This window comes from Kitasatospora xanthocidica, assembly GCF_014656195.1.
Taxonomy (GTDB): domain Bacteria; phylum Actinomycetota; class Actinomycetes; order Streptomycetales; family Streptomycetaceae; genus Kitasatospora; species Kitasatospora xanthocidica.
On sequence record NZ_BNBY01000011.1, the window covers coordinates 1 to 19,580 of the forward strand.

15 protein-coding genes are annotated in these 19,580 nt (G+C 73.5%); 4 read left to right on the top strand and 11 right to left on the bottom strand.

From position 1 onward, the window contains the following. Both IE332_RS20620 and IE332_RS20625 read left to right on the top strand, forming a co-directional pair. A partial coding sequence (locus IE332_RS20620) for an amidohydrolase family protein (protein WP_189918534.1) occupies positions 1-531 on the top strand: 531 nt, incomplete at its 5' end. Between the two features lie 155 nt (positions 532-686). Beyond that, positions 687-1,088, top strand: a complete 402-nt coding sequence (locus IE332_RS20625) for a hypothetical protein (protein ID WP_189918537.1) — start codon at positions 687-689, stop codon at positions 1,086-1,088. 25 nt (positions 1,089-1,113) lie between these two features. On the opposite strand, the gene IE332_RS20630 is transcribed toward IE332_RS20625, so the two are convergent. The 7 genes from IE332_RS20630 to IE332_RS20660 all read right to left on the bottom strand — a co-directional run bounded on the left by IE332_RS20630 (position 1,114) and on the right by IE332_RS20660 (position 9,251). After that, positions 1,114-1,956, bottom strand: a complete 843-nt coding sequence (locus IE332_RS20630) for a class II fructose-bisphosphate aldolase (protein WP_189918539.1) — start codon at positions 1,954-1,956, stop codon at positions 1,114-1,116. Between the two features lie 94 nt (positions 1,957-2,050). Next, positions 2,051-2,980 carry an ROK family protein gene (locus IE332_RS20635; RefSeq protein ID WP_229928754.1) on the bottom strand — a complete coding sequence of 310 codons (930 nt, stop codon included), beginning with the start codon at positions 2,978-2,980 and terminating at the stop codon, positions 2,051-2,053. Beyond that, a complete protein-coding gene (locus IE332_RS20640) occupies positions 2,977-3,849 on the bottom strand; it encodes an SIS domain-containing protein (RefSeq protein ID WP_189918541.1) in 873 nt (290 codons plus the stop codon). The genes IE332_RS20635 and IE332_RS20640 overlap by 4 nt, the downstream gene beginning before the upstream one ends. A 117-nt stretch (positions 3,850-3,966) precedes the next feature. Further along, complete coding sequence (locus tag IE332_RS20645) at positions 3,967-6,003, bottom strand: hypothetical protein (protein WP_189918543.1); 2,037 nt, start codon at positions 6,001-6,003, stop codon at positions 3,967-3,969. Between the two features lie 10 nt (positions 6,004-6,013). Further along, the gene (locus IE332_RS20650) at positions 6,014-6,880 is read right to left on the bottom strand and encodes a carbohydrate ABC transporter permease (RefSeq protein WP_189918545.1); all 867 of its coding nucleotides are present in this window, start codon (positions 6,878-6,880) and stop codon (positions 6,014-6,016) included. After that, a complete protein-coding gene (locus tag IE332_RS20655; RefSeq protein ID WP_189918547.1) occupies positions 6,877-7,851 on the bottom strand; it encodes a carbohydrate ABC transporter permease in 975 nt (324 codons plus the stop codon). Before IE332_RS20655 ends, IE332_RS20650 begins: the two co-directional genes overlap by 4 nt. 86 nt (positions 7,852-7,937) lie before the next feature. Continuing rightward, on the bottom strand, positions 7,938-9,251 hold the full coding sequence (locus IE332_RS20660; RefSeq protein ID WP_189918549.1) for an ABC transporter substrate-binding protein: 1,314 nt from the start codon (positions 9,249-9,251) through the stop codon (positions 7,938-7,940). A gap of 189 nt (positions 9,252-9,440) precedes the next feature. Here IE332_RS20660 and IE332_RS20665 point away from each other — a divergent pair, with 189 nt between their 5' ends. Further along, complete coding sequence (locus tag IE332_RS20665) at positions 9,441-10,715, top strand: ROK family transcriptional regulator (RefSeq protein ID WP_229928755.1); 1,275 nt, start codon at positions 9,441-9,443, stop codon at positions 10,713-10,715. Positions 10,716-10,884: 169 nt separating this feature from the next. Here IE332_RS20665 and IE332_RS20670 read toward each other — a convergent pair whose 3' ends face one another. From IE332_RS20670 to IE332_RS20680, 3 genes are all read right to left on the bottom strand, one after another. After that, positions 10,885-13,413 carry an RICIN domain-containing protein gene (locus tag IE332_RS20670; RefSeq protein WP_229928756.1) on the bottom strand — a complete coding sequence of 843 codons (2,529 nt, stop codon included), beginning with the start codon at positions 13,411-13,413 and terminating at the stop codon, positions 10,885-10,887. A 316-nt stretch (positions 13,414-13,729) separates the two neighbouring features. Continuing rightward, complete coding sequence (locus IE332_RS20675; protein ID WP_189918553.1) at positions 13,730-14,731, bottom strand: terpene synthase family protein; 1,002 nt, start codon at positions 14,729-14,731, stop codon at positions 13,730-13,732. Positions 14,732-14,894: 163 nt separating this feature from the next. Next, positions 14,895-16,331: an FAD-dependent monooxygenase gene (locus IE332_RS20680; protein WP_229928757.1), complete on the bottom strand. Its 1,437-nt coding sequence runs from the start codon at positions 16,329-16,331 to the stop codon at positions 14,895-14,897. 70 nt (positions 16,332-16,401) lie between these two features. On the opposite strand from IE332_RS20680, the gene IE332_RS20685 reads away from it, so the two are divergent. Then, a complete protein-coding gene (locus IE332_RS20685; protein ID WP_189918557.1) occupies positions 16,402-17,064 on the top strand; it encodes a TetR/AcrR family transcriptional regulator C-terminal domain-containing protein in 663 nt (220 codons plus the stop codon). Positions 17,065-17,169: 105 nt separating this feature from the next. Here the strand turns inward: IE332_RS20685 and IE332_RS20690 are convergent, their stop codons facing one another. Next, complete coding sequence (locus IE332_RS20690) at positions 17,170-19,509, bottom strand: alpha-L-fucosidase (RefSeq protein WP_189918559.1); 2,340 nt, start codon at positions 19,507-19,509, stop codon at positions 17,170-17,172. Positions 19,510-19,580: the final 71 nt, after the last annotated feature.

Genomic DNA, 19,580 nt, shown 5'->3' on the forward strand with positions numbered 1-19,580 from the left:
AACGCCATGCCCGGCATCGCCCACCGCGCCCCCGGCCCCATCGTCGCCCTCCTCGAAGACGAACGCGTCACCGTCGAACTCATCAACGACGGCGTCCACCTCCACCCCTCCGTCCTCGACCTCGCCTACCGCACCGCCGGCCCCACCCGCGTCGCCCTCATCACCGACGCCATGGGCGCCGCCGGCATGGGCGACGGCCTCTACCCCCTCGGCCCCCTCCAGGTCCAGGTCACCGACGGCGTGGCGATGCTCCCGGACGGCAGCTCCATCGCGGGATCGACGCTCACCCTCGACCGGGTCTTCCGAAGATCGGTGACCGTGGGCAGGTTGCCACTGCCCGATGCCGTCGAGTCGCTGTCGGCGACCCCGGCCCGGCTGCTCGGCCTGAGCGACTCCATCGGCTCGCTGGAGGCAGGCAAGCTCGCCGACCTCGTCGTGGTCGACTCCGACACCTACGACCTGGTCGCCGTCATGCGCCGCGGCCGCTGGATCCTCGGCGCCGACCGCTTCCCCACGGTCGGGCCCGCCTGACCGCTCCGCGCCGGGCCCCGAACGCCGACGGCCGCCCGGCCGCCCGTCCCGGGACGGAAGTGTCGGGTCAACGTCGGGTGAACGTCGTGGCCGCCCGACCGCCCCGGGACCAGGATGGATGCCGAACCGCCCGACCTACCGACAAGGGGAAGCCCATGCAGTTCAAGCCCGCACGCCGCCTCGCGTCCCTCCTCGCGGTGACCGCGCTGACCGTCACCGGTCTCGGACTCTCGGCGGCGAGCGCGTCCGCCGCGACCGGATCCGACTCCAACTCCGCGCACGGCGTGGACATCACGGGCTGGCACGACCAGGACAGCAACCCGTGGGTCTCCGCCCGGCTGTGCAACTACCAGAGCTCCGCGAACAGCTTCTACTTCTGGATCAGGGACGCACAGACCGGCCGCGAAATCACCCCCTCGGGGCACATCACCCCCAACCTCGCCCCCGGACAGTGCGACTACGTCTACGGCGAGGACTCCGGCTCCGACGCGATCCAGGTCTACGCGAGGTCCGGAAGCGCCTGGACCTTCGGCACCGACCCGATCTACCTCGGCTGACGGGCTCCCCCACGACCTGACGGGCTCAGGCCGGCGGGGCCTTGAGGACGTGCAGGAGTCGGGTGACCTCCTGGGCCACCGCCGTCCGGCCGGGGCCGAGGTAGCGGCGGGTGTCGACGAGTGCCGGGTCGGCGGCGAGGGTGCGGCGGACGGCCCCGGTGAAGACCCGGTTCAGCTGGGTGGCGATGTTGACCTTGGTCATGCCGTGCTCGACGGCGTGGGTGAGGTGTGCGTCGGCCACGCCGGAGGAGCCGTGCAGGACCAGGGGGACGGGGACGGTCCGGCGCAGTTCGGCGATCAGGCCGAAGTCGAGGACGGCGTCGCGGGTGGGCATGGCGTGGGAGGTGCCGACGGCGACGGCGAGGGCGTCGACGCCGGTGGACGCGACGAAGGCGGCCGCCTCGGCCGGGTCGGTCCGGGCGCCGGGGGCGTGCACGCCGTCCTTGCCGCCGACCTCGCCCAGTTCGGCCTCGACCCACACGCCCGTCGCGTGGCAGCGTTCGACGACCGCGGCGGTGACCCGGACGTTCTCCCCGTAGGGCAGCGCGGAGGCGTCGAACATGACCGAGCCGAAGCCGAGTCCGACCGCCTCGGCGACCAGCCCGGGCGAGGTCGCGTGGTCGAGGTGGACCGCGACCGGGACGGCGGCGGTACGGGCGGTGGCGAGCACCGCGGCGGCTATCGGGGCGAGTGCCCCGTGGTAGCGGACGGCGTTCTCGCTCAGTTGCAGGACCACCGGGGAGCCGGCCGCCTCGGCGCCGGCCACGATCGCCTGGGCGTGTTCGATCTGGATGACGTTGAAGGCGCCGACCCCGCGGGTGGCCTCGGCCGCGGGGGTGACGATGGCGCCGGTTCCGGTCAGGGGCATCGGGGGCTCCTCGGAGGGTGGAGGGGTCGGGCAGGGCCACCGCCTCGGCCGGCCGTCGCCAGGACGAGCACGGCGTTCGGCGTGCCGGCGAGGATCACCGCTCGGCCTGCCGGCGCAGCAGGTCGTGGGCGAGGAGGGCGGCACCCTGGCAGCCGGCCCGGTGGCCGAGTTCGGCCGGGACGATCTCCGGCGGCCGTTGGAAGGTGAGCCGTCCGGCGACCGCGGCGCGCAGGGGCGCGAGGTAGCGCTCGCCGGCCCGGGCGAGGCCGCCGCCGATCACGATCCGCTCGGGGTCGAGCAGGGTGACGGCGGTGGTCAGGGCGTCGGCGAGCGCTTCGACGGCTTCGGTCCAGACGGTGGCCGCGGTCGGGTCGCCGGCCGCCGCGCGTTCGCCGACGTCCTCGGCGGTGACGCCGCCCTCCCCGGTGGCGGCGGCGTAGCGGCGGGCGACGGCGGCCGCGGAGGCGACGGTCTCCAGGCAGCCCCGGCCGCCGCAGGGGCACGGGTCGCCGTCGGGACGGACCACCAGGTGTCCGAGTTCCCCGGCCCGGGTGTGGCTGCCGGTCACCGCCCGCCCGTTCGACACGACCGCCGCGGCGATGCCGGTGCCGACCGGGACGAACAGGAAGTCCCGGCTGCCGCGGCCCGCTCCGATCCTGGCCTCGGCCAGCCCGCCGGCCCGGACGTCGTGGCCGAGGGCGACCGGCAGTCCCAGTTCCTCGGCCAGCCGGGCCCGGACCGGGAGTCGGCGCCAGCCGAGGTTGGCCGCGAGGACGGCCGTCCCCGCGGCCTCGTCGACGATGCCGGGCACCACGATGCCGACCGCCGCCGGACGGTGTCGCTCGGCCAGTCGGCGGGCCGCCGCCAGGACGGTCTCCAGTACGGCGTCGGGGCCGCGTTCGGCGCCGGTCGGCCGGTGGTCGGTGTCGCGCAGGACGCCGTCCTCGCCGGCCGCGCCGCCCTTGACGGCGGTCCCTCCGACGTCGAGGGCGATCACGGTTGCGGCGGCGGCCGGGGTGGTCACGGCTGGGCCAGCACGATCGAGCGGGTCAGGTTGCGCGGCCGGTCGGGGTCCAGGCCGTGGGCTTCGGCCAGTGCCACGGCCAGCCGCTGGGCGCGCACCAGGTCGGCCAGCGGGTCGAGCGTGGTCACCGAGGTGACGGCGCCGATGGACCGGACCTCGTCGGCCAGTCCGGCCGGCGGCGCGCCGAAGAACCACACCACCCGGCCGGGGGCGGCGATGCTGATCGGGCCGTGCCGGTACTCCATCGCCGGGTAGGACTCGGTCCAGCTGCCGGAGGCCTCGCGGAGCTTGAGCGCAGCCTCGTTGGCCAGGCCGACCGTCCACCCGGTGCCGACGAAGGTGAACTGGCCCGCGGTGACGGCTCCTTCGGGCAGCGGACCGGCCAGTGCCCGGTCCGCCTGCTCGGGCAGATCGGCCGGGGCGAGGCCGAGGTGGCCGCGCAGCAGCGCGAGCGCGGTGGTGGCGAAGCGGGTCTGCACCACCGACCGCTCGTCGGCGAACTCCAGGCCGACCACGGTGTCCGCGGCCGTGGTGATCGGGGTGTCGAGGTCGCCGGTGAGTGCGACGGCGGGGGTGTGCCCGGCCCGGGCGAGGGCGGCGAGCACCTCGGTGGTCGTGCCGGAGCGGCTGATGGCGACCAGCCGGTCGTAGCGGCGGTCGGCCGGGTACTCGGAGGCCGCGAAGGCGTCGGTCTCCCCCAGCCCGGCCGTCTCGCGCAGCGCGGCGTAGGCCTGCGCGATGTAGAGCGAGGTGCCGCAGCCGATCACCGCGACCCGCTCGCCCCGCTCGGGCAGTCCGGCGGGCTCCAGGTCCAGGGCCCGGCGCCAGCACTCGGGCTGGCTGGCGATCTCCTGCTCGACGTAGCTCATGATGACTCCTCCGGGTGCGCATTTCTGCATCATTGTGCGCAGACTTGATTGCTCGTGACTACTACGCCTGACGGGTGCGCATGTTCGATCATTCCTACGCAGGGCAAAGGCCGCCGGTCAGCGCCAGTCGAGGAGCAGCCAGCCGCGGTGCGGCACGCTGCGGTCGAACCCGACGGTCCGGCCGTCCACCGTGGCCGCGACGGCCTCCGGCACGGCCAGCGGACTGAGCAGGGTGCCCCCGGTGCGGACGGGCTCGCCGGGCAGGTGCACCCTCGGCTCGGCCGGGTCGGCGCTGCCGTTGGCCACGGCGAGGCACCAGCCGTCCTCGGTACGGGTCAGGTGCGGCATCAGGTGCGGGCCGCCGGTGACCAGGGGCAGGGTCGGCCGGTCGCCCTCCAGGTGGCGGACCATGGCGTGCAGCAGCTCCCGGCCGTCGTCCCCGTACGGCAGCAGCTCCACTGCGGTGGCGGCCAGCACCGCGACCCGGCCGCCGAGCCCGTTGGTGAAGACGCACCGTCCGGCGCCCCAGACCCGCCGGTCCGGGGTGAGGATCTCGGTCCAGGTCTCGGCGCCCGCCGCCGGCCGCAGCCGGGCCAGGGCGGGCTGGACGTTGACGCTCAGGTAGGCGCCCGCGCTCTCCCCGGCTGCCGCCACCGGCAGCACCCGCTCCATCGCGTACGGGCCCGGCGCGCCGGCACTCCCGCCGGCACCCCCACCGGCACTCCCACCGACCGCCTCCCGCTCCACGAGCTCCTCGACGCTCACCCCGAGCAGCTCGCCGAAGCCCCGGGCGGCGAGGATGTGCGCGGCGGTGCCGTCCAGCAGCAGGCCGCCGGCGAGCATCCGCCGCAGCTCGGCGTCGTCGAAGGCCCGGGCGAGCTGCCCGAACAGGACCCGGACCGGGGCGTCCTCGGCGGTGACCGGGACGCCGTGGCGGAGCAGGAAGTCCGCCGCCGGGCCCGGGTCCACGGCCAGTTCGGCGAGGTCGCCGCCCCGGCGGGTGCGGACGTGGGCCGCGGCCTCCTGGCGCACCGGCAGCGCCACGCCGTGGGTGCGCGGCGGGCCCGGCGCCCGGGCGGCGAGGTGATCGAGCGCGGGCCGGGAGCGGCGCAGCAGGTCGGCGACCTTCGGGAACCGCCCGGCCCGGCCCGACTGCATGGGGTGGACGTTGAGGAACATCGCGTCCGAGCCGGCGAGTTGGGCGGCGACCAGCTCGGACCAGGTCTGGGTGTCGGACTTGGACCAGGCGGTGTGCGGCCAGTTCTCGATCTCGGGTTCGCTGCGCACGTGCGGCGGCCGCAGCGCCCGCTGGACCTCCAGCATCCAGAGGGAGAAGCTGAGTTCGCGGCCGGGCGCGTCCCCGTAGCGGGCGAAGTGGGGGCGGTGCGAGACCCGGCCGTCGATGGAGAGCGCGTCGAACAGGGCGGGCCAGTCCCGGCCCTCGACCGAGTGGACGCCAGGCTCGGAGCTCATCAGCCCGAGCTCGGTACGGCCGTCCGAGCGTTCGGCGACGGCCTTCGCGATCAGCTCGGCGACCTCCAGCTGCGCTGTGCGCCAGACCTGTTGCAGCATGGCGCGCCACGGGTGGGGGGTGCCGGGGACGGTCACGGCGGCGACCGCCCGCTCCCTGGTCACCCGCTCCCCCGTGAGGGCTTCGAGCCGCTCCAGCATGGCCGGTTCGAAGCCGCCGCCCCAGGTCAGCGGCGCGTGGTTGTGGTAGCGGAAGTCGTCCTCCAGCCACAGCACCCGCAGCCCGAGGTCGGCGAAGCGGGCGTAGTGCCCGGTGATCCAGGTGCGGAAGCGCGGGCAGGCGAAGGAGGCCTGGGCGGCGGCGACGTCACCGGCCGGGCCGACCATCGGGGCGAAGCCGAGCCGGTCGGCCCGGCCCCGGTCGGCGTGCCCGGCGGTCACCCAGGGGTTGAGGCTGACGTCGAGGCCGGCCTCGCGCAGGACGGCGGTCGCGGTGGCGGCGGTCTCGTACAGCCGGTCCTCGGCCGGGCCGGCCGGGTGCCCGGCGTACAGTTCCTCGGCGCCGAGCAGCAGGACGGCCTCGTCGACCCCCGACTCCCGGCAGAACGCGGCGAGTTCGGCGGCCCGTTCGGCGGTGTCCGGGCCGGGGTGGAGCTGGAACCGCAGGTGGTACCTCGCGGGCACGCGGGTCTCCTCATTTGACGCTGCCGGCGGTGAGGCCGGCGCGCCAGAAGCGTTGCAGGGACAGGAACAGGACGACCAGCGGGACGGCCGAGACCATGGCGGCGGTGACCACCACGTTGAGCGGCACGGCGCCGGGGCCGAGCGCCCGCTGCGCCTGCCAGCCCACGACCCCGACGGTGACCGGCTGGAGGTGGTCGTCGGCCAGCATCAGGACGGGCAGGAGGTAGTTGGTCCAGATGGCGACGAACTGGAACAGGAAGACGGTGACCAGGGCCGGGGACATCACCCGCAGCGCGATGGTGGCGAAGATCCGCAGCTCGCCGGCGCCGTCGATCCGCCCGGCCTCGATGAGCTCGTCGGGCACCGAGGCGGCGGCGTAGATCCGGGCGAGGTAGACGCCGAACGGGCTGACCATGCTCGGCAGCAGCACCGCCCAGTAGGTGTTCACCAGGTGGAGTTCGGAGAACATCAGGTAGAGCGGGACGGCCAGCAACGGCTGCGGGACGAGCACGGCGGCGAGCACCCCGTTGAAGGTCAGCTCCCGGCCGCGGAACCGGTACTTGGCCAGCGCGTAGCCCGCCATCGCGGAGATCAGGGTGCTGACGCCGGCGCCGCCCAGCGCGTAGAGGGCGCTGTTGCCCAGCCATTCCCAGTAGACGCCGTCCTGGCGGGTGAACACCTGCGTCAGGTTGTCGAAGAGGGCGAAGTCGCCGAACCAGAAGCCGTTCCCGGTGAAGAGGCCGGCGCTGGTCTTGGTGGAGGCGACCAGCAGCCACCACACCGGGGCGAGGAAGTAGACGGAGGCGACCAGCAGCACGCCGAGGACGAGCCAGCGGGAGGCGCCGGGTCGGGCGGCACGCGTGGGGGTGGTGTTCACAGGGCGTCTCCCCGGCGTTGGACGAGCTTGAGGAAGCCGAAGGACAGCACCAGGGCCAGCAGCGCGAGCACCACGGACTCGGTCGCGGCGAGGTTGAAGTTGTTGGCGTCCACGGCGTTGTAGGCGGCGTAGACGGGGGTGTAGCCGCTGCTCAGGTTGGGGGCGACGTTGTGCAGGATCGCCGGCTCGTTGTACAGCTGGGCGGTGCCGATGATGGAGAACACCGTGGTCAGCACCAGGGCCGGACGGATCATCGGCACCTTGATCCGCCAGGCGATGCCGAAGGCGGAGCAGCCGTCCATCACGGCGGCCTCGCTCAGCTCGGCCGGGACGGACTGCAGGGCGGAGTGGATGATCAGCATGTTGTAGCCGGTCCAGCCCCAGGTCAGCATGTTGCCGATGGTCGCGCCGAGCATGCCGTCGGAGGTCAGGTTCAGGTGCAGGCCGAGGTGTTCGGCCGCGGCCGTGATCGGGCTGAGCCCGGGGGCGACCAGGTACGACCACATGATCGCGCCGACCACCCCGGGCAGGGCGTACGGCAGAAAGAACGCCAGCCGGAAGAACCGCTTGAACATCGTCGACTTCGCGTCCAGGAGCAGCGCCAGCACGAGCGCCAGCAGCAGCATCAGCGGCACCTGGACCAGGCCGATCAGCAGCACCCGCAGCAGCGAGCCGCGGAACTCCGGATCGCCCAGCGCGGTGGCGTAGTTGCCCAGCCCGGCGAACACCTCGGTGGGGGCCGAGAGGCCGAGGCCGGAGCGCCGCAGCCGGAACAGGCTCTGGTACACGGTGTAGCCGATCGGCGCCAGGTAGAGGCCCGTGAAAAGCAGTAGGAAGGGGGCCAGGAACAGCAGGGCGGTCCGGGCCCGGCTGCGCGGGCGTGCGGCGGCGGCGGTCCGGGTGGCGGTCCGGGCGGCGCCGGGCCCGCCCGGGTCCCGCGGTGCCGTCCGCCCGGCCGGGGCGGTGGTCATGCGTGTGCTGCCTCTCGGTCGGTGGGCGGCCCCGCACCCGTGGGGGTGGCGCGGGGCCGCGGTACGGGGAGCCGGGCGGCGGGGCGTCAGCCGGCGACGGCCAGGCCCTGCTGCTTCATCCCGGCGACGGTCCTGCCCTGCACGTCGGCGAGCACCTGGGGCAGGGTGGTGCCGCCGGTGCCGGCCTTGCCGAGCCCGTCGGCGAGGTCGGTGGAGGTCTGCGTCATGGTGGGGCCCCACTGCCAGTCGGTGGCGACGTGGGCGGTCTCGGCCTTGAAGACGTCGAAGATCACCTGGCCGCCGTAGAACGGGTCGGGCTGGGAGAGCGCGGGGTTGGACAGGCCGGAGGTCGCGGCCGGGTAGATGCCGGTGACCTTGATCAGGTCCCCGACGCTGTCGGCGGCGGTGCTCATCCAGGTGGCGAACTCGGCGGCCTCCTTGGCGTGCGCGCAGCCCTTGAGCACCGCGGTGGCCGAACCGCCGTCGTTGCCGTAGACCGGCTTGGCGGCGTCCCACACGGGCATCGGCGCGACCGCCCACTGACCGGCGCCGCTCTTCACACTCGCGGCGAGGGTCGGGGCGTTCCACACCGCGTTGACGTCGGAGAGCACCTTGCCGTCCGTCAGGTCGGCGTAGAGCGAGGGGTCGTAGCTCGGGTCGGTCTTGAGGAGCTTCCGGTCCAGCAGGTCCTGCCAGTAGCCGGCCACCTTCTTGTTGGCGTCGCTGCCCAGGCTCACCTGCCAGGTGTCGCCGCCGGTGCCGAACCACCGGGCGCCCGCCTGCCAGGCCAGGCCCGCGTAGTTGTAGGCGTCGTTGCCGAAGTCGCCGAGGTACACGCTCGGGTCGGCGGCGTGCACCGTGGCGGCGTCGGCCGCGTACTCCTCCCAGGTCGCCGGGGGCTTGTCGATGCCGTACTTGGCGAAGAGGTCCTTGCGGTAGAAGAGCGCCATCGGCGCGGTGTCCACCGGGACGCCGTAGGTCTTCCCGTCGATGGTGACCTGCCGCCAGGTCCAGTCCGCGAACTGCCCCTTGGCCTCGGCGGTGTACTTGGTGACGTCGGTGAGCGCGCCGGCGGCGGCGAAGCTGGGCAGGGTCTCGTAGCCGACCTGGGCCAGGCAGGGGGCGTTGCCGGCTTTGGCGGCGGTGAGCATCTTGGTGTAGCCGCCCTTGGAGCCGGAGGCGGTCTTGCCGAAGGTCACCTTGATGCCCGGGTGGCTCCGGTTGAACGTCTCCACCACCTGGTCGTAGCCGGGGGCCCAGCCCCAGAACTCCAGGGTGACGGGCCCGGAGGCGGAGCCGGTCGAGTCCTGGCCGCCGCCGGAGGAGCAGCCGGCCAGGAGGGCCGTGGCCGTCAGGACGGCGGTGGCGGCGGCGAGGGTGGTGGTGGGTCTGGCCTTCACGTGGGTCTCCTCGGCGGGGGGAACCGGGCACTTACCGGGTGCTGGAGCCGGGTGCGCTCGAATCGGGGCACGGGATCGGGCACGGATCGGGGCACGGGATCGGGCACCGGCTAATTCGTTCGGTTATTGTTTGAACTAACCCTGCTAAAGTCAAGAGCAGTGACGGGAACGGCGCGAGAGGAGTGGTCGATGGCATCGGCACTGGAGGGGACCGGCGTCCGGAGCCTGGCGATGGCCGGGCCGGCCGTCGCCCGGGACCGCTCCTCGGCCCGGCGGGCCAATCTCGGCATGGTGCTGCGGCTGCTGCGCGACGACGGCCCCCGCACCCGCACCCGGATCTCCGAGGACACCGGCCTGCCCAAGGCCACCGTCTCCAACCTGACCGCGGAACTCCTCGACGGCGGCCTGATCCGCGAGGGCGAGGCCGAACGCGACCGGGGCACCGTGGGCAGACCCGGCCAGACCGTCGAGATCGACGGCACCGGCGTCCACGGCATCGGCGCCGAGATCAACGTCGACTACGTCAGCGTGCTCGCCCTCGATCTCAAGGGCCAGGTCACCGCCGAGGAGCGGGTCCCGTTCGACGTCCGGGCGGCCGGCCCCGACGCCGTCCTCGACACCACGGCCAAGCTGATCGCCCGGGGCGTCGAGCGGCTCCGCCGCGACGGCGGGCGGGTGGTCGGCGCCACCCTCGCCACGCCCGGCACCGTCGACCTGGCCACCGGAACCGTCACCTACGCCTCCAACATCGGCTGGCGGGACGTGCCCGCGCTCGCCCGCCTGCGCGAGCGGCTCGGCGCCACCGCCCCCGAGCTGCACCTGGAGAACGACGCCAAGCTCGGCGCGCTCGCCGAGTACGTCCAGGCCTCCGCCGACGACGTCCGGGACCTCGTCCACGTCACCGGCCAGACCGGCGTGGGCGTCGGCATCATCGCCGGCGGCCAGCTGCTGCGCGGCACCGGCGGCTACGCCGGCGAGGTCGGCCACCTCCAGCTGGTGCCCTCCGACCAGCTCTGCGCCTGCGGCCGGCGCGGCTGCTGGGAGACCACGATCGGCCGGGGCGCCCTGCTGCGCTACGCCGCCGACCCCGGGGACATGGTCTGGGACCCGATGGTCGACCTGGAACGGCGCCTCGCCGAACTGCGCGACCGGGCCGAGGCCGGGGACGCCCGCACCCTGGACGCGCTGCGCCGCATCGGCGACAACCTCGCCCCCGGGATCGCCCTGCTGGTCGACATCCTCAACCCCCGGCTGGTGGTGCTCGGCGGGCACTTCGCGTACTTCGGCGCGTACCTGCTGGACGGCGTCACCGCGCAGGTCCACGAGCGGGTGATGGCGCCGAACGCCGGCGGCTGCGAGATCGTGCTGTCCCGGGTCGGCCTGACCGGGACGGCGCGCGGGGCCGCGCTGCTCGCCCTCGACGCCGTCTACCGGGACCCGGTGCGCGCGATGAACCGCGACTGAGCGGCGCCAGGACCGCGCCCGAGCGGCTCGGACGCTGCTTCAGCGCTATTTGTTCAGGTCCTGGCCGAATCAATCACCGACCACGGCCTCACGGGGCCCACGGACATCCCTCCGCGGGCCCCGCGAGGTCACACCGGGCGCGGGCGTCTCTCACCCGCCCGCCCCGGGCTCAGCCGATCGTCCAGCGCTGGAGGGCCGAGCCGGTGTCGGGCTGCTGGGTGACCAGCGCGCCGTCCCCGGCCGAGGCGGTGGTCAGCAGCAGTCCGCTGCGCTGCGAGGACAGCGTGTAGCCGCCGCCCGCCGCCGGGGTGGCGTTCCACCGCTGGTTGGCGCCGCCGGTGCAGGCCCACTGGATCACCCGGGCGCCGGCCGCGGTGGAGCCGCCGCTGACGTCCACGCACAGCTTCGACTCGGCGTTGACGATCCGGTAGCTGCCGTCGCTCTGCCGGGTGAAGACCCAGCTCTGGTTCGCTCCCCCGTTGGGGCTCCAGGTCACCAGCTGGGTGCCCTGGGTGGTGGAGTGGCCGGGATCGTCCAGGGCCCGGCCGGCCGCCACCACGGTACGGGTGCCTTCGAGCGGGGTGGTGACCGCCCAGGTGAAGCTCACCGACCCCGTCGCCGTACCGGAACTCGCCGTGACCCGCACCGTGCTGGAGCCCGGCGCGGTGGGCTTCCCGGTGATCAGGCCCGAGGAGTCGATGGCAAGTCCGGCCGGGAGGCCGGTCGCCGTGTAGGTCAGCGCCCGGCCGGCCGAGTCGCTCGCGGTGATCCGCAGCGAGACGGCCGCGTCCACCGCGCTCGTCTGGTCGCCCGGGCCGGTCACCGTGACGGTCTCGGGAGCCGTACCGGTCGCCGTGAGTGTGAGGGTCTGCTCGGCGGCGGTCCGCCCGCCGCCCACGGCGCTGCCGCCGGCGTCCGTCCAACTGCGGTTCGGCGTGGTCTCGGTGAGCCGACCGGCCGACCCGGAGAGGCCGAGAGCCAGGCCGCTGTAGCGGTTCACGATCCGCAGCGACCCGGTGGCACCGCCGCCGGGCGCCGTACCGGGCAGCAGGAACCACTGCTGACCGACGCTCGGCCCGCCCGCCGCGGCCGCGCCGACGGTGGGCCGGGCGCCCCAGGCGCGGCCGCCCTTCGTCGCGGAGTCGACGCCGAGCAGCTGCCCGGTGGCGGCGTTGGTGATCCGGTAGGACCCGTCGCCGTCGGCGGCGAAGGTCCAGGACTCCCGCGCTCCGCCGGTCGGCGCCGCCAGCGAGGTGGTGGCCTGGCCGCCGTCCGCCTGGGCGAGCACCCGGCCGTCGGCGTTGGCGATCCGGTAGGTCCGGCTCAGGTCGACGGGCGGCCGCGCCGGGGACGCCGAGTCGATGGTGACGGGCACGTACTCGCCGGACGCGCCGCCGGAGCAGCCGAAGGCGCAGTAGGAGCGGAAGGTCTTGCCGACGATCGCCGAGCCGGTCCGGTTGGCGCCGTCCAGGAACCAGCGGTACCAGGAGGCGGTGTGGTAGCCGCCGGTGTCGCCGATCGGCACCCACTTCTGGGTGGCCAGGTCCGCGGTGGCGTAGTACTGCTGGGGCGCGTTTCCGCTCTGGTCGACGGCCTGCGGCTCGCCGATGTACAGCCCGAGGTAGGCGTCGTACGTGACGTCCATGACGAACAGCGGCGAGGTCGGGGGCATCGTCCCGGCCGCGATCTGCTCGGCGGCGGTGCCGGTGTCGGCCGGGTCGTACTCGTCCCCGACCGGGGTGTAGCCGTCGGGGTGAGCCGCGTCGACGGGCACCGTGTTGCTCTCCTTGCCGCCCTTCCCGGGCTGGGACCAGGAGCCGTCGTACCACTTCTGCCACGAGCCGGGCGCCATCTTGGCGGCGATCGGCGACCGGGCCACGTGCTCGTGGAAGGCCTTCCAGCCGCCGCTCTTGTCGACGATCCGGGAGCCGTAGAAGACGTAGAAGTACCCGGAGGCGGTGTCCGCCAGCAGCCGTTGGTCGCCGTCCCCGTAGGAGTAGGTCTGGTTCGGGAACTGCGCGGTGTCGCCCCGCTTCGTGCTGTACGGGGAGGTGATGACGTGGTCCCTGATGGTCCAGGTCCGGCCCTGGTCGGTGGAGACGGCGTAGTCGATGGCGTCGTAGTGGAGGCCGTCGCCGAAGGGCTGCGGGGTGAACTCGTTGTGCACCAGCCCGTACCAGTCGCCGGTGTCCGGGTCGACCCAGACGCCGGACAGGTCGCAGTAGTTCTTCTGCGCGTAGCCGCTGCCGCCGCCGGCGGCGGTCGCCTCCCGCCCGGTGGGGCTGTTGTCGCAGCGCGCGGTGGTGTCGTTGTTGCGGTCGCTCGGGTCGGCCGGGTTGACGGCGTCGCTGACCGCGGCGGACCGGGCGGCGGTGTCGAAGTCGGTGCCGGTGAAGAAGTCCCAGTAGCGCGGGTCGTTCTTGCCGTAGAGCGCGGCCGACTGCTGGAACCAGAAGGTGCCGTCCTTGTCGAGGTACGGGACGGCCGGGGTGTCGGTGGGGTGCGCGTAGGGGGTCGGGGCTCCGACGGTGACCGTGTAGGGCGCGGCGGCGGGGGCGCCGGCCGGGGGTGCGGCCGCGAGGGGTGCGGCGGCCGGGGACACGGCGGCGGCGGGAAGGGCGGAGGCGGTCGCGGAGGCCAGCAGCGCGGCCGCGGCCGTCAGCAGGGTGACGAGTCGTCGGGGTGGGGGTGTGGGCACGGGTACTCCTTCACCGGCGTGGGCGCCGCTGATTCGGTGGGGGGAGCCGCCCGGGAGGCAACGCGCCGTCATCGGCGGTGGGGGCGGCCGGGTGCGCACAAGGTCCTTGCGAACCTGCTTGACATTGACCAATATTGCGCAACTTCGAACAAACAGTGTCAGGACCCCCTGGCGAAGTCAAGACACCCGGCACACCTGCGAGAACCGGTGCGACACCTCGCCGTACGAACGAGAAGTGCCGGACGCCCGCTCACTCTGCGGGACGTCCGGCACGAAAAACTGATCACTTCTGTGTGGTTCTACGGAATACCGATCACTAGCGAACCGTCCGGTCGGGCTTCACCGGGTCGACGGCGAGGACGGGTTCGTCGGCGGGCACCGGGTGGGAGTAGCGCCGGGTGGTCCTGCTCCACTCCAGGTAGCCGCTCATCGCCGTGCGCATGCAGTCGACGATCCGCTCGGCGGTGTCGGCGTCCCGGAGCCCGACCGCGCTCGACAGCCGCCGTTCCAGGGCGAGGAACTCCTCGGCCCAGGAGCTGACCATGCCCTGGATCTCGCGGAGGCCGTCGGCGCGGTCCCGGCCCGGCTCGTTCTCGATGACGAACACCAGGTTGTGGAGGTCGCCGCGCGACTCCTCCTTCTCCACGGAGTGCACGTCGTTGAGGGTGTCGACGACGTCCGCGGTGATGTCGAGCATCCGGCGCACCACCGGGTCCGTGGCCAGCCGGCCCGGGAGCTCGAAGCCGTACGCCTTCTGGCTGAGGTCGATCATGGCGTAGACGAAGCCGGACCGCCGGCGCAGGTCCATGTACTCGGCGCGGGTCGGGACCCGGCGGCGGGCGCGGTTGCGCGCCTCCTGGACGTAGGCGTCGAGGTACCACTGCCAGTGCTGCCCGGTGCGTTCCAGCCAGGCGGGCGAGGCGCCGTCGGCGAGGCGGCGCCACACGTCGCCGAACGCCCGGACCAGCGGTCCGGCGCCCTCCGGGGGCTGCCCGCCGGTGGCGATGACGTCGGCCAACTCCGCGCAGACGGCCGCGACTTGGTCGGGCCGGTCGGCCGGCGGGCCGTCCACGTGGTCGTCGAGGAAGGTGGCGACCACCACGGCGTCCACGGTCAGGTCCAGCCGCTCCCCGACGGCCCGGGGGTTCCAGCCGGCCATCAGCCCGGCGATGTCCCAGCGCAGGAAGCGCGCCTCGTCGACCGGGTCCGTGACGAGCCCCTGCCGGCGGCTCCAGCGGAGGCTGCGGTGGCGCGCCGCGTCGGCGTCCGGGCTGGTCTCGGCCCGGAAGGGGAGGGTGAACGCCGTGTCCTGGGGCATGCGAGGCCCTTTCGGGGAAGGGGGTGCCGCGAGGAAGGGCGCGCGCGGGTGTTCCGGCTGCCACTGGACCCAAGGGTCACCGCGACGGTCCCCCGGCCGCAAGGGCGCGAACCGGCCGCGACGACGACGCTCACCTGCGGCGCCGCGTGGGGCGTCTGAGGGTTTAGCCGGCGAGCAGGCCGTGGCGGGCCGCGTAGTCCGCGAGGCCGTCGGGAGTGCGGCCGGCCCAGCCGAGGTAGCCGTCGGGGCGGACGAGGAAGACGCCGGTCCCGTACGCCTCGTAGGCCGGGATGCGGACCACGGGGGCGGTGACGGCGGGCAGCGGGGCGTCGGTACGGCCGGGACCGTCGAGGCCGACCGTGAGCAGGGTCCAGTGCGGCCCGCGGAAGGCGTCGAAGAGACGGGTGCCGCCCCGGCGGCCGTCGGGGGCGCGGTCGCCGGCGCGCAGCGCGTCCTCGGGGAGGTCCGGGCGGGTGTCCACGGCGAGCGAGGACTCCCGGTAGCCGAGGCCGAGTTGCTGGGTGGCCCGGCCGCGGCGCTGCTGACCGCGGTGGACCCGGGTCGACAGGTCGAGCATCGCGGCCGCGGTGGCGCGGCGCTCCTCCTCGTAGGTGTCGAGCAGCGACGGGTCCGACCGCCCGGCCAGGACGGCGGCGAGCTTCCAGGCCAGGTTGTACGCGTCCTGGACGCTGGTGTTCAGGCCCTGTCCGCCGGCCGGTGAGTGGATGTGCGCGGCGTCCCCGGCGAGGAGGGCCCGGCCGGCGCGGAAGCGGTCGGCGAGGGCCGCGCGCGGGCGGAACTCGGAGATCCAGCGCAGTTCGGTGACCTGCCCGGCGGTCAGGTGGGAGCGGGCGGCGACGACGTCGCGCAGGCCGTCGAGGGTGAGGTCCACGGCGGCGCCCTCGGGGAACCCGGCGACCAGCTGGAAGTCCTCGGTGCCGCCCAGCGGGCAGATCGCCAGCAGGCCCTCGGCGGCCTGGAACACGTGCCAGTGCTCGCGGCCCAGTCCGGTCACCCGCACGTCCGCGATCACCATCGGGGCGGGGTCGACGGTCTCCCCCGTCATGCCGATGCCGAGCAGCCGCCGGACGGTGGAGCGTCCGCCGTCGGCCGCGACCAGGTAGCGGGCCCGGACCGGCTCACCGGTGGCGAACTCGGCGGTCACGCCCTCCTCGTCCTGGGTCAGGCCGACCAGTTCGCGGCCGAAGGCGACCTCGCCGCCCAGCTCGCGCAGCCGCCCGTACAGGATCCGCTGGGTGAGCCACTGGGGCAGCATCAGCGTCTCGGTGTACGGCTCGGCCTCGGAGGGTTCGGCCGGGTCGTACATGGAGTGCTCGCCCTGAGGCTCGCCGTCCTTCCAGAACAGGTTGGGCGGGTAGTGGCCGGCCACCGCGCGGATCCGGTCGAGCACGCCGAAGTCGTCGAGGACCTCCAGGGTGCGCGGCTGCAGGCCCTTGCCGCGCGAGCCGGGGAAGAGCTCCCGGCCGCGCTCGACGGCGAGCGCGGGGACGCCGTGCCGGGCGAGGTCGAGCGCGAGGGCGAGGCCGGTGGGCCCGGCCCCGATGATCAGGACGTCCGTGTGCGCGCCGTGAGTGGTCACGACAACCCCCTTAACGTTGTTAAGTAGCCGGTGCCCCCAGCGTGTACTTAACGGCGTTAAACTGTCAAGCGTGACCCCGCAGCGAACCCCCAAGCTCGACCGCAAGCAGGTCGTCGACACCGCCCTGCACCTGCTCGACGAGGTCGGCCTCGACGGCCTCACCCTCCGCGCCATCGCCGCCCGACTCGACGTCAAAGCACCGGCCCTGTACTGGCACTTCAAGGACAAGCAGGCGCTGCTCGACGAGATGGCGACCGAGATCATGCGCCGGATGACCAGCCGGACCACCGGGGCCGAGAGCGGCCCGTTCGACGGCGACTGGCGCGGCCTCTACCTCACGACCATGCGCACCCTGCGGGCCGAACTGCTCCGCCACCGCGACGGCGCCAAGGTCTACAGCGGCGCCCGGTTCACCGACACCTCGTACGCGGCCGGCCTGGACGCCTCGCTGCGCGTGCTCGTCGACGCCGGATTCACCCTGGACGGCGCCACCCGCGCCTGGTACACGGCGTACAGCTACACCATCGGCTACGTCATCGAGGAACAGGCCATGGGCCCCGACCCCTTCGCCGGCGAGGCCGGCTACGACGTCGAGGCCCGCGCCGAGCGCCTGGCCGCCCACCCGCTGGCCGCCGAGGCGGGCCGGGTGATGTTCCAGGACTTCGACGCGGGCTTCGAGGGGGGTCTGGCGCTGCTGCTCGCCGGGGTGGAGGCCACACTGCTCGGGCGCTGACGGCCCGTCGGCGCCCGTGCGACACCGGGGCGGCGCCGACACGACGCCGCCGGCACCGGTGGGGAGCGGCACCGGTGCCGGCGGACTCAGCGGAGGAGGCGTCCGTCAGAGGGTGAGGACCTGCCAGTCCTGGTTGGCGCCACCGCTGGTGGGCCACTGGACGACGGGAGCGCCGTCGGCGGTGGAGGCGTCCTTGACGTCGGCGCACCAGCCGTTGCGGACGTTGACGAGCCGGTAGTAGCCGCCGGTCGCGGAGGGGACGAGCTGCCACGACTGGTTGTCGCCGCTGTCGCCGGTCCACTGGTCGAGGTTCGCACCCTGGGCGGAGTTGCCGGGGCTGTCGAGGACCTTGCCGCTCTTCGCGTTGGACAGCCGGTAGGAGCCGTCGGAGTTGGGCACCAGCTTCCACTGCTGGCTGGCGGCACCGTTCCAGGTCGACTGGACGACCAGGGCGCCGTCGGAGGCGGAGGCCCCGCTGACGTCCAGCACCTTGCCGCTGCCGCGGTTGACCAGCCTGAAGGTGCCCGGGTCCCCGCCGAAGGGCCGGTCGTAGACCTCCAGGTTGCGGATGGACGCGTACACATTGGTCGGCAGCCCGGTGACAGTGACCCGCACGTACCGTGCCTGGGTGCGGAACTGGGCGACCTGGACCTGGCCGGTGCCGGTCGTCGCGGTGAGGTCGGCCAAGGTGGTCCACGTGCTGTTGTCGGTGGAACCCTCGATCTTGTACCGGTAGTTCGTCTGGTCCAGCTCCCAGGCGATCCGGGTACCGGTCAGCGAACGGGTCGAGCCGAGGTCGACCTTCAGCCAGTGCCCGGTGCTGCCGTCGTTCGCGCACCAGCGGGTGGCGGTGGAACCGTCGACCGCCCTGGCCGCGGTGTTTCCCTTGGAGCTCTCCTCACTGTCCGAGGTCGCGGTCCTGCCGGCGGCGATGTCGGACGGCTGCACGCTCCGGTCGAGGACGACGCCGATGACGCTGTCCTGGGGGTGGGCCGTGCGGTCGACGCCGGTGACGGTGACCCGGCCGTCGGTGCCGATGGTGTGGGAGAGGTTCCCGCCGGACCGTACGTCGAACACCCGGGTGACCTTCGCGTCGCCGACCGCCGGGGTGGTGAACGAGGTGCCGTTGTAGCCGGACAGCAGGTGGACGTAGACGGTGTCGTCCTTGTACGTGAAGCCGTACTGTCCGTCGACCGGGTTCCACGGGCCGCCGCGGGTGCCGTAGACGGACTGGCCGCAGGCGGCCATGAAGGTGCCGATCTGCCGCAGCAGGCCGGCCTGGGCGTCGGGGACGGTGCCGTGCCGGTCCGGACCGACGTTGACCATCACGGTCATGTTCCGCACCCAGCAGTTGACCAGGATGCTCATCGCGGTGTCGTAGCTCATGGCGGAGTTGCCGGAGTAGCCCCAGGTGCCTCCGACGCTGAAGACCTTCTCGACCAGCCGGCCCGTGCGGATCGCCCCGGTCGGGACGCCCGGACCCTCGTCGCTGTCGTAGTCGCCCTTCCAGCCGGAGCGCGAGGTGGCGACGATGTCGGGCTGGTGCTTACGGACCATGCCCATCAGGCCCAGCGGCCTGCCGTTGTCGTCGGTCTCGCCGTACGTGGCGTCCACCTGCCACTGGTTGGCGCCGTCGCGGAACCGGCCGGGCTCCCAGAAGAACGCGCCGGACGCGTCGGTGCCCTGCTCCGCGATCCAGCCGCCGTCCCACCACAGGTCGTCGATCACGCCGTACTGGGTGACCAGTTCCTTGACCGACTCGTACACCTCGGTCTTCATGATCCGCGCGTTCTCCTTGTGCGCGGCGTCGGTGGTGTAACCCCAGGGGTTGGTCGCGCAGTTGGTACCGGTCACGTCGTAGTATCCGGGGTAGCGCCAGTCGATCGGCGAGTAGTACAGGCCGACCTTCAGACCGGCCGCCCGCACCGCCGCGACGTAGTCCTTGACGAAGTCACGGTTGAGCGGCGCCTGCCCGGAGCTCCAGGCGTTGGGGTGGTTCAGCGGCCACAGCGCGAAGCCGTCGTGGTGACGCGTGGTCAGCGTCGCGTACCTGGCGCCGAGGTCCTTCGCCAACTGGGCCCAGGCCGCCGGGTTGTAGGCGTCGGCGGTGAACTGCTGGGGAGTCGCGTCGGTGACGTACTTCTTGTAGTTCTCCGGGCTGACCGCGGCGCTGTGCATGTACCACTCGCCGTTGGCCGGACCCGCGTACGGCCCCCAGTGGATGAACATGCCCAGCTTGGCGTCCTGCAGCCACTGGATCTTGGAGTCCGGCTGCTGCTCGATCCCCAGGTCGACCTGCGGGATCCGCAGGGGAGGGAGCGGCAGCGGGTCGGCGGCCGCCGCGGCGTACGCGGGCGTCGTCTTGGCGACGGAGCCGACCGTGGCGGCGACCGTGAGGGCCGCCATACCGGTGAGCACCGATCTGCGTGAGATGGAATCCGGCACCGTGGATCCTTACCGTTCGTCGTTGAACAATGGGGTTGATGTCGTCGGCGTCTTTGGCCCGGTACGCGGGG